Below are 10569 nucleotides of genomic sequence, written 5' to 3'. Positions count from 1 at the left end.
TTGGCTATTGTTGCACGTTCTGACTCGGACGACCGTCGGGGCGTCGGCGCAGCCACAATGAGCCGCCCAGCGCGCCGCCCCGGCGCCGCAGGTCGGCACCCCCGTACAACCACAAGATCAGCCAAATCTCTGAACAATCGCCCCAACATAGGGCGCAAACCAACATGGACGGGCGCGGACCCGGCCGGTACCATGGTCGGCTACGCTGGAACAGTTCCTGCTTCTCCGCTCTATCGCCTTCGCCCAACCTCGGAGTCCGGCCCCCCTCCATGTCGATCCTCGTCCAGATCAATCACAAGACCGAGTATCAGTTCGACCGTCCGGTCAACCTGTCGCCCCATGTGGTCCGGCTACGCCCGGCCGCCCACTGCCGCACGCCGATCCGCGCCTACTCGCTGAAGGTCGAACCGGCCGAGCACTTTCTGAACTGGCAGCAGGACCCCTTCGGTAACTACCTGGCAAGGCTTGTTTTTCCTGAGAAGACGACCAAGCTCTCGGTGGAGGTCGACGTGATCGCGGAGATGATCACGATCAACCCCTTCGACTTCTTCCTGGAGGAGTACGCCTACAACTTCCCCTTCAAGTACGACCCGCAGCTCGTCAAGGAACTGGCGCCCTACATGGAGATCAAGGAGCAGGGGCCGCTGCTCACCAAGTGGCTGGAGGGGGTCGACCAGACCCCGCGCGAGACGGTCTATTTCCTGGTCGACATCAACAAGCGGCTCCAGGAGACCATCGGCTACGTGATCCGCATGGAGCCCGGCATCCAGACCTGCGAGCAGAGCCTGGGGCTGGCCAAGGGGTCCTGCCGCGACTCGGCCTGGGTCCTGGTGCAGGTCCTGCGTCACCTGGGCTTCGCCGCGCGCTTCGTCTCCGGCTACCTGGTGCAACTCACCGCGGACCAGAAGTCACTGGACGGTCCCTCCGGGCCGGAGAAGGACTTCACCGACCTGCACGCCTGGACCGAGGTCTACTGCCCCGGTGCCGGCTGGATCGGGCTCGACCCCACCTCCGGGCTCTTCGCCGGCGAGGGTCACATCCCGCTCGCCTGCTCGCCCGATCCGCTGAGCGCGGCCCCCATCACCGGCGCCATGGACAAATGTGAAGTCACGTTCGATTTCCACAACGAGGTCCGGCGCATCCACGAGGACCCGCGCGTCACCAAGCCCTACACCGAGGAGCAGTGGGCGGCGATCCAGGACCTGGGCCACAAGGTGGACGCGGAACTCAAGGCCAACGACGTGCGCCTGACCATGGGCGGCGAGCCCACCTTCGTCTCCATCGACGACATGGAGGGGGCGGAGTGGAACATCGCCGCCCTTGGGCCCACCAAGAAGGGCCTGGCCGAGGACCTGCTGCTGCGCCTCAAGGGCCACTATGCCCCCGGCGGGCTCCTGCACATCGGCCAGGGCAAATGGTACCCCGGTGAGCAGCTCCCGCGCTGGGCGCTCTCCTGCTATTGGCGCAAGGACGGGGAGCCGGTGTGGCGTGATCCCGCGCTGTTCGGCCTGGAGAGCCAGGACTACGGTCACGGCCCCGAGCAGGCGCAGACCTTCATCCAGACCCTGGCCAAGCACTTGGGCGTCGACCCCGACCACGCCGAACCGGCCTGGGAGGACGTCTGGTACTACCTGTGGAAGGAGCAACGCCTGCCGGTCAACGTCGACCCGCTGGACAACAAGCTCAAGGACCCCAACGAGCGCAAGCGCATCGCCCGGCTCTTCGACCAGGGCCTGAACCAGGTGGCCGGCTACGCCCTGCCGCTGCGCTGGTGGGGCTTCGGCGACCAGGGCGGCTGGAAGAGCGGCAAGTGGACCTTCCGCGACGGGCGCCTGTTCCTGGTCCCCGGCGACTCCCCCATGGGCTTTCGCCTGCCCTTGGACAGCCTGCCCTACCTGCCGGAGGCCGAGTTGGACAAGGTGCCGGAGCGCAACCCCTTCGAGCCGGTCGCGACGCTGCGCTCGCCCACCGACGAGGTGACGCGCCGCTACAGCCAACTGGTGCAGCCGGCGCAACCCCCGCAGACGCTGCGTGAGCAGGGCGCCGACCCGCGCGGCATCGCCGCGCGCTATGGCCGCCTGACCCCGGCGGACGACTCGCACCAGTCGCTGCACCCCCAGGTCGCCCTGCCGGACGATCTGCACCCGGATCTGGTGCGCACCGCGCTCTGCATCGAGGCGCGTTCGGGCCGGCTCTACTGCTTCATGCCGCCGCTGACCCATTTGGAGCACTGGCTGGATCTCGCCCTGTGTCTGGAGGACACGGCCGCAGAACTCAAGATGCCCATCATCATCGAGGGCTATGAGCCGCCGCGCGACCACCGGCTGCAGAAGCTCGCCGTCACCCCCGATCCGGGCGTCATCGAGGTCAACATCCACCCGGCCGAGTCCTGGGACGACCTGGTGCGCGATATCGATATCCTCTATGCGGAGGCCCGGCTCGCCCGCCTGGGCACCGAGAAGTTCATGCTCGACGGCCGCCATACCGGCACCGGCGGCGGCAATCATGTGACCTTGGGCGGCCCTACCCCGGCCGACAGCCCGCTGCTGCGCCGCCCCGATCTGGTGCAGAGCCTGATCACCTACTGGCAGCACCACCCGAGTCTGTCCTATCTCTTCTCCGGCATGTTCATCGGCCCCACCAGCCAGGCCCCGCGGGTGGACGAGGCGCGCGACGACCGGCTCTATGAACTGGCCATCGCCTTCCAGCAGATGCCGCAAGGGCAGGTCGCCCAGCCCTGGATCGTCGACCGGGTCCTGCGTAACCTGCTGACCGACGTCACCGGCAACACCCACCGCACCGAGTTCTGCATCGACAAGCTCTACTCGCCCGACAGCGCCTCCGGGCGTCAGGGCTTGGTGGAATTCCGCGGCTTCGAGATGCCGCCGCACGCGCGCATGAGCCTGGCCCAGATCGCGCTGCTGCGCACCCTGGTCGCCCGCTTCTGGAAGGAACCCTATGCCAGGAAGCCCGTGCGCTGGGGCACCGAACTGCACGACCGCTTCCTCCTGCCGCACTTCGCACGGGTCGACTTCGAGGACGTGATCTGCGACCTGCGCCGCGCCGGCTACCCCTTCGAGTCCGCCTGGTTCGACCCCTTCTTCGAGTTCCGCTTCCCCCACTACGGGGACCTGGTGACCGAGAACGGCATCCACATGGAACTGCGCGCCGGCATCGAGCCCTGGCACGTCCTGGGCGAGGAGGTCACGGCCCAGGGGACCTCCCGCTTCGTCGACAGCTCGGTCGAGCGGATGCAGGTCAAGGTCAACGGCATGGTCGGCGACCGTCACGTACTCGCCTGCAACGGCCGCCGCGTCCCCCTGCGCCCCACCGGTCGCAAGGCCGAGTTCGTCGCCGGCATCCGCTTCAAGGCCTGGAACCCGCCGTCGGGCCTGCACCCGACCATCCCCGCCCACAGCCCGCTCGTGTTCGAGATCGTCGACACCTGGAACCGCGCGAGCCTGGGCGGCTGCACCTACTATGTCGCCCACCCGGGCGGACGCAGCGAGAGCAACTTCCCGGTCAACAGCTATGAGGCCGAGAGTCGGCGCATCGCCCGCTTCCGGCTTATGGGGCATAGCTCCGGGATCATCGACGCACCGGCGGAGGAGCCGGCGGGGGAGCATCCCTATACGCTTGATTTGCGGTATCGGGCGGGGTGCTGAGGGCGGTCGGGCAGGGGGCGCGCAGCCCCCTCGCCGGCCCTCGTGACACCGTTCCAACGGTGTCACGCATGTGTTGGGCGCTGTGCGCCCCGAGCGCCGATGACCGCAATGCGCGGGCGCGGCCTATACTCTCGGCCATGAAGCCGCGCCCATCGCCGGGCGCGGCAGGCGCCAGGCCCACACAGGCGTCTTGCTGACAGCTTGGGAACATTCGACATGCAAGCCACACGACTGATCGTCGAGACGAACGAGCATGGACAGATCGTTGATTTTCCTCCGCTATCCCCGGGAGTCCGGATGGAGGCTATTTTTCTGGTGCTGGATGAGCCGCCCGTGTCCCGGCGGCGCGAGCCGCCGCCGGAAATCGTCGGCAAGGGGCGGATCCTGGGCGACATCATTTCCCCGGTAAGTGATTGGACGCCGCCTCAACCCAGATCGCTAGGGAGTTTCCAGGTCCCGGTGGACGATTGGCGGCTCCTTGCGAACTGATCCGAGCCACAGCAGAACCGAAGCTTACAATTGGTCAAGTTCGGCACAACGATGCCCCTTCATCTGTACCAAAATGTTCATGCGTCCGACTCTGTTCCGCCCGACTGGACGCCGACCAAAGGCGATGCGCTCAAGTATCCTGTGCGCAATCCGGCAGTGCTGCGGTATCTCCGCCAACTCCTTCCAGGGAAATGGCAGAAGGTCATCAAGAAAGGTCACGGCGGTGACGTGCACTATTTTGAGCACGTATCCGGACAAGTGGCCGGCGTGAAGTTCTTTCCAGACGGAAGCAAACTATGAAACAACGGGTTGATATCCAAACGCTCCTGTCGCACTCCGATAGCGAGGAGCAGCGGCTCACATCTGTTGCGTTGCTCTCACTTGGCGTCGTTGAATCGCTGGTCGGTGGCGCTATGACCGCATCGGAAGCGGTTGAAGCCTTTTTCCACGCCGACAATTGCCTCTATGTTCGGCGGCAGTTAAGGCACAAGATCGCCGATGAGATCATGGGTCGTGCGGTGCAGCTCCCTGACATTTTTGACGCGTTGCCAGCCGAAGAGGCCCAGCGGGAATTCCAGCGGGAGGTCGGTGCGATCCGCACCCTTTGCTTATCATTACTCGATGATAAGAGGATGGCTGCCTGACCGGGAAATGGTTTGCTCCAAGCGGTAAAGACAGACAGCATTGCTTTACGGGTCTTGGCGATGATCCCGGTTACCCTTATGGGTCTCGTATTCCGGTAGCCACGCGGCCGTGCCCCTTCTTCGGCCTGGCGGCCGGCGGCCCGAGTGCAACTCGGGGCTCCCAGGGGGCGCGGTTTGCGCGCCCTCGAGAATCGATCGACGGCGCCCATTCCCCTTCTGGCTCGATGCTAAAGCGCGGTGGCTCGGCTAGAATCCGGCGGTGGCTGGGGCAGGTTCCTGGGGCGACAAGTGGGGGGTGGGGCGATGGCGAAGGACTTTTCCGGACAACGGCTGCGCGGGCAGCGCTTCAAGGGCGATCTGCGTGGGGCGAGCTTCCGCGGGGCGGACCTGCGCGGGGTCTCGTTCCGCGGGGCCGATCTGACCGGGGCCGACTTTAGCGGGGCACGGCTCGGGCGAGGCGGGTGGCGGTTATGGGTGCGGTTCAGTGCCGCAGCAATCATTGGCGTATCTAACCTTGTTTTCACTTTCTTTGCTTATTTTTTAGTTCTTTTCACTGTGTTCTATGTGCGCACGAAGTGGTGGGACTCTCCAATTCTAGAGCCGAACTTGTCATTGGACGCGATTAAGGCTGCAGATCTCCTGAGCACCGCACTGGTGTTCCTGGGACTGGGCGGAGTTTTGGCATTGGCAGCGCGGCTTGGGCGGCTTTGGAATCTGCTGACGACGCTAATTGCCTTTCTTGCGTCAACCATGGCCATTGCTGCACTTGTGGTACTGGCGTCGACTGGGACGGAGTATATGCCTCTGGCGATGGCGGGGACCTCAGTTCTCGCTGTTAGCGCGCTCCTAGCGATGCTTGTCGGCATGGCTTTTCTTATCGCTGTCGCTGTCGTCCTGGTTTTGGGGGCAGAGCCAGAGTCTCTGCCTGTTGCTATGAGTAGCGTAGAAGCCGTATTCAAAGTTCTGGTTCCGCCGATGGTCCTGATCATGATAGGTTTTTCTGTATTGAATATGACCTCGCCTCCGACTATGGACGCAATTATCTCAGTGTTTCGAGGTTCGCTTACGCGCTTTCCTGAGACTGAGCATTTACCAGAGGCGGGCTTGGTCATCGCCGCCATCACGCCGCTATTAATGCAAGGATGGTATCTGCGCCGTCGCGCGCTCCAAGAGGACCCCCAGTTCGCTGCGCTACGCCGCTGGGTCATTGCCATCTCCGCTTGGTGCGGCACGGATTTACACGGCGCTACACTCACAGATGCGAACTTCTCGGAAGCAGCCATGGCGGGCGCTCGCCTGGGGCGGCCGAGCCATCTGTTTCGCGCGCGGTTTCGCGGGGCCCGAGATTTGCCCTTGGCCCACGTTACTGGCACCATCCTGGCCGACCGCCGGGTGCGCAACCTGCTAGTGAGCGGTGAGGGTGCGGGCGCGGACCTCGACCACGCGGACCTGAACGGGGCCTGGCTGGCAGGTGCGAACCTGCGCGGCGCCCGGCTCTGTGACGCGGAGCTGACTGGGGCGGACCTGTCGGGCGCCGACCTGACCGATGCGGATCTGAGCCGCGCCGTTCTGATCGGCGCCGAGCTGACCGGTGCGACCTTGTCCGGTGCCCTGCTGGAGGGCTGGAACATCGACACCGCGACCCGCCTGGACGGCGTTGTGGCGGATTACGTGTACCTGGAGTCCGGCCCCAAGGGCGAGCGGCGCGAACGCCGGCCCCAGGGCGAGGGCACCTTCGGCCCCGGCGACTTCAGCACCCTCTTCAAGCGTGCGCTCAAGACCGTGGATCTGATCTTCCGCAACGGCATCGACTGGGACGCCTTCCGCGCTGCCTTCGACGACCTGCACGCCTACTATGCGGACTTCGGCGACGGCCGGGAGCGCGAGGTTCGGGTCCAGTCGATCGAGAATACCGACGACGGCCGACTCATCATCCGTATCGCGGTGCCCGACCAGGCGGACAAGGACGCGGACTACCGACGGCTGACCGGGGGCTACGAACAACACCTCGCCGCGCTCGAGGCGGCGCACCAGCGCGACCTGCTGGAGTCCGAGCGCCGGCACAACGCGGAACTGGTGCGGATGATCGACGCCGTCCGCGCCCAGCCCCTGACCATCCACAATATCGTCCAGAACGCCCGGGAGACCGACCAGATGACAGGCGGTGACAGCATCCACCAATCCGGCAACTTCAGCGGCAGCAACATCAACGTCAAATCGAGCCTCACGCAGGTCAGCCAGGCGATCGGCACCCTGCCCGGCCTCGACGAGTCGGGCCGCAGGCAATTGAGCGACCTGCTCTCCGAACTCGCGGACGCCCTAGCCCAGACCCCGCCCGAGCGCGCCCAGGAGGCGGCGGCGGTGGCGGTCCTGACCGCGGACCTGGTCGACAAGGCCCGGGCCGCCCCGCCCAATCCGCCGCTCCTGCGGATCTCGGCCGAGGGCGTGCTCAAGGCGGCCAAGTCGCTGGCCGAGACGGCGACGCCGGTGCTCAACATCCTCGAGAAAGTCGTTGGTCTCTTGGGGGTCCAATGAGCGACCTGCCCCCGGGTCCGCGGGGTGCCGTCTGCGAGGTCGCTGGTCCGCACAGGGGACCCTGCGGGTCGGCGCCGCCGTAGGACCCGCTGTGTGGACCGATGCCGCTGGTCGGAGCGATGACCAAGGCCAACCCAAGGCCCTGCACTCCTGGATCAGGGCATCCGACGCCCGGTTCTTCAGCATGGCGGAATAATATTCGCTCAGGATCTGGGTGCTGATGATGAAGCACCGGCCGTCATCAACCAATGCGCGTGCCAAAGGCCCACGAATATCGTCGGTCTCCGCCGTATGGGCATAAACCCAGATATTGGTGTCGACAAAGGGCTCAGCGCTCATGCAGCGCATCTCGGTTGGCGACTATTCGCCGATCCACCTTAAGGACCCGGTAAGGCGGCACCGGGTTTGCGAGGCCGGTATCGTCAGGCCGGTCCAGCGCCGAGAGAACGACCTCAATGCGGCGATGACGCCATTCGCTGGGGATGGGCAACAGTATCTCGTCGGGCGCGTCGTCATAGACTTTGCGTAGTGCTTCCAATTGGATGCTCCTCGAGCGGCTCGCCGCCCTGATCCTAACGACCGACGGCCGGCAAGACATAGGCCGCGCCCTGCGCGGTCCGGGCCTGACCGGCGACCGGCGGGGCACCGATCACCCAGAAGGTCGCGTCGGCCGCGACCGCGGCCCCGAACTGCTCCGCGGTCCCGGCAACCCCGGTGAGCTTGGCGCCCTGGTGCCACTTTCCTTTGACGTCGTGGTAAACCCAGGCGGCCCCATGCCGTGCCCCGGGGGCACCGATGATCGCGGTGAGACCCTTGAGACTGACGGCGGCACCGAAGGCGTCCCCAGTGCGCCCGCCGACCGGGCGAAAACACTCATTCAACGCCCAGGTACCGCCTAGGGGCGGGCGGGTGTAGGCGCACAGGGCGCCCGCGGCGGTGCGCCCGGCGTTGTCATGAGCGCGGGGCACCCCCACCAGCAGCCGATTGCCGGACAAGGCGAGCGCGGCCCCGTAGTCCTGCCAACCGCCCGGCTCGGTGAGCTTGGTGGTCTGCGCCCAGGCGTTCCCCGTGCGCTGAAACAGGTAGACCGAGCCTTGCTCCCAGGCGCCCGGATAATCGTCACCCGGGGCGCCGATCGCAAGCCGGTCGCCGTCGAGCGCAACCGCGGCGCCGAAATGGTCCCAGGCCTCCCGGTCGGGGGCCCGCAGCACCGCCTCCCGGCTCCAGGTGTCACCGTAGCGCCGGAAAACATAGACAGCGCCATAGTCGGTCATGGGTCCAGCCTTGCCGCCGTCCTCCCCCGGGACCCCGACCGCGATCCTGTCACCCGAAATGGCGACCGCATACCCAAGGGCCGAGAAGCCATCGCCGTTGGGTACCGCGAGCCTGGCCTGCTCCGCCCAATCCAGGGCGCGCCGAACGAAGACATAGGCCGCGCCATGCGCCGCCACCACGAGCGTATCGCCTTCCAGGGCCAGCGCGCCCCCGAACTGGTCGCCGGCCACGCCGTCGTGCGGCATGAGCCGGCGCTGCGCGATCACCCCGACCGGCGTGCGCTTGAACAGATAGACCGAGCCAGGCCGACCCTTGATGGCCGGCGCCCCCACCGCCACAGTCTCCCCGCTCGTGGCGACCGCCGCTCCGCCCCGATTGCCCGGGCCGGAATCACCGAACATGATCCGCGGACCGGCCTGCGGCGGCGGCAAGTCCGAGGCGGTGAGGGTGTAGCTGAAGGTGGCGCCGTCCGCGGCTGACCGGGGGACCGGCAGGTCACGCAGGAACTCGGCATAGGCAACGACGTTGTCCTCGCCCTCGTACCTGGTACCGTAGGCCATGAGCTTGATGGCGTAGGGCAGGTCCGATTGCACGTCGTCGACCCAGAGGTTCACGCGCCGGGCATACTTGGCTGCGGCGTAGGTCCTATAGTGGGCGGGGTTGCGATCCAGTTGCACGAGCCCGAAACAGCCGGCCGAGCCGAAATCGCGAAAGACCGGGCGCTTGCGCAGAAGGGTGGTCGGGACGAATCCCTGGATTAGGGCGGACGGCTGTCCGCAGACCGCGAGCTGATCGGCATCGTGGGCCTCGTCAGCGCCGTCACGCGGGGTCTGCGCCTCACCCTTCCAGAACATGCTGCTCATGGCGAGTGGACTGACCCTGGCGCGCGACGACGCCGCGGCGCCCGCCCGGGGATAGAATCGCAGCCGCGTCTGCGCGCGGGTGCTGAGATCCGCGGTCACCACCATCTGGATGCAGGCGGTATAGGGCGCGCTCTCGATCACCCCGAGCAGCGCCAGGCGGGCATAGGGGAGCGGCCGCACCGTGACCTTGGTGAGTCGCGGTTTGGCCTCGACCAACCCGATGTTATAACCGGTCAACCGCAGGCTGGTGCCGAAAACGGTGTCGAGTCCGGCCAACCGTACATAGGCACTGGGCCCGATATAGCCAACCTGTGGCCAACTCCCGGACCGCCCAAAGGCCGCACCGAACTCCAGACCGGAGATGACCCGCGCCGCGTCAGGAATCGTGAGCGGCAAGGGCGGCTGAATGCCCGGTGCCCGATAGTCGTAGTCGGACAGTCGATAGTTCCCCTGGAGGTAGGGGCGCCCCACACCGGGGGCGTACCACAGATCGAACGCCCCCTGGTGGACATTGCCGCGGGGCCGGGTCGTCACCCACAGCAGCTCGTTGTGGTAAAGCCAGCCCATGCTCTTGATCAGATTGTATTCCTCGTAGACCAGGCCGATCCCCGCCTTGACCCCGGAGGCGGGTGGATCAAACTCCGCCAAGGGCGGCGGCACGTCCGGCACATAGGGCCTACGCGAGCGCTCATACGCGGTTTGACAGACCCCCGAGAAGTCGCCATCGAGTTCCGGAAAGCCGCTCGCCGCGAGGCTTGACTGAGCACTCAACACCAGTGCCGGGACGGCGGCGAGGATGATGCGATACGGGGACACGCGTTGCCTCCTTATGACCGTGATGTCGTGCTGTCTCGCATTCACACCCGCCGAGACCCGATCGGCAAACCATCGCGTTGACGGCTTGCCCGGTCGGATCATAACGCCAATTCGATCCCCGATACCAACACTCCCGGCAAGAGCGCGCTCGCGGTGCCGCGTCCATCAGCAGTTCCCGCTCGCGGGCCTTGATCATAACCCCGGCCACCGCGCGAGCCGCAAGGCCGCTGGTCCGCACAGCGGACCCTACGGAACGCGGCCTTACCGTAGGGTCCGCTGTGC

General features: G+C 66.1%; 7 protein-coding genes and 1 pseudogene. 6 read left to right on the top strand and 2 right to left on the bottom strand.

The window, feature by feature from the left end:
• Positions 1–269 precede the first annotated feature (269 nt).
• The 6 genes and pseudogenes from QZY48_RS03975 to QZY48_RS03950 all read left to right on the top strand — a co-directional run bounded on the left by QZY48_RS03975 (position 270) and on the right by QZY48_RS03950 (position 7333).
• Positions 270–3665: a DUF2126 domain-containing protein gene (locus QZY48_RS03975; RefSeq protein WP_295428018.1), complete on the top strand. Its 3396-nt coding sequence runs from the start codon at positions 270–272 to the stop codon at positions 3663–3665.
• A 216-nt stretch (positions 3666–3881) separates the two neighbouring features.
• On the top strand, positions 3882–4154 hold the full coding sequence (locus tag QZY48_RS03970; protein ID WP_295428016.1) for a hypothetical protein: 273 nt from the start codon (positions 3882–3884) through the stop codon (positions 4152–4154).
• A 51-nt stretch (positions 4155–4205) separates the two neighbouring features.
• On the top strand, positions 4206–4454 hold the full coding sequence (locus QZY48_RS03965) for a hypothetical protein (protein ID WP_295428014.1): 249 nt from the start codon (positions 4206–4208) through the stop codon (positions 4452–4454).
• The gene (locus tag QZY48_RS03960; protein ID WP_295428011.1) at positions 4451–4798 is read left to right on the top strand and encodes a hypothetical protein; all 348 of its coding nucleotides are present in this window, start codon (positions 4451–4453) and stop codon (positions 4796–4798) included. The genes QZY48_RS03965 and QZY48_RS03960 overlap by 4 nt, the downstream gene beginning before the upstream one ends.
• A 303-nt stretch (positions 4799–5101) precedes the next feature.
• Positions 5102–6088, top strand: a pseudogene (locus QZY48_RS34570) (pentapeptide repeat-containing protein); the annotation flags it as partial.
• Between the two features lie 63 nt (positions 6089–6151).
• On the top strand, positions 6152–7333 hold the full coding sequence (locus tag QZY48_RS03950) for a pentapeptide repeat-containing protein (protein ID WP_295428020.1): 1182 nt from the start codon (positions 6152–6154) through the stop codon (positions 7331–7333).
• Between the two features lie 328 nt (positions 7334–7661).
• Here the strand turns inward: QZY48_RS03950 and QZY48_RS03945 are convergent, their stop codons facing one another.
• On the bottom strand, positions 7662–7871 hold the full coding sequence (locus tag QZY48_RS03945) for a hypothetical protein (RefSeq protein WP_295428009.1): 210 nt from the start codon (positions 7869–7871) through the stop codon (positions 7662–7664).
• Between the two features lie 34 nt (positions 7872–7905).
• On the bottom strand, positions 7906–10287 hold the full coding sequence (locus QZY48_RS03940; RefSeq protein WP_295428006.1) for a glucan biosynthesis protein: 2382 nt from the start codon (positions 10285–10287) through the stop codon (positions 7906–7908).
• Positions 10288–10569: the final 282 nt, after the last annotated feature.

It is taken from the genome of uncultured Thiodictyon sp. (assembly GCF_903828115.1).
Classification (GTDB): Bacteria; Pseudomonadota; Gammaproteobacteria; order Chromatiales; family Chromatiaceae; genus Thiodictyon.
This window is presented reverse-complemented; position numbering and strand designations above follow the sequence as displayed.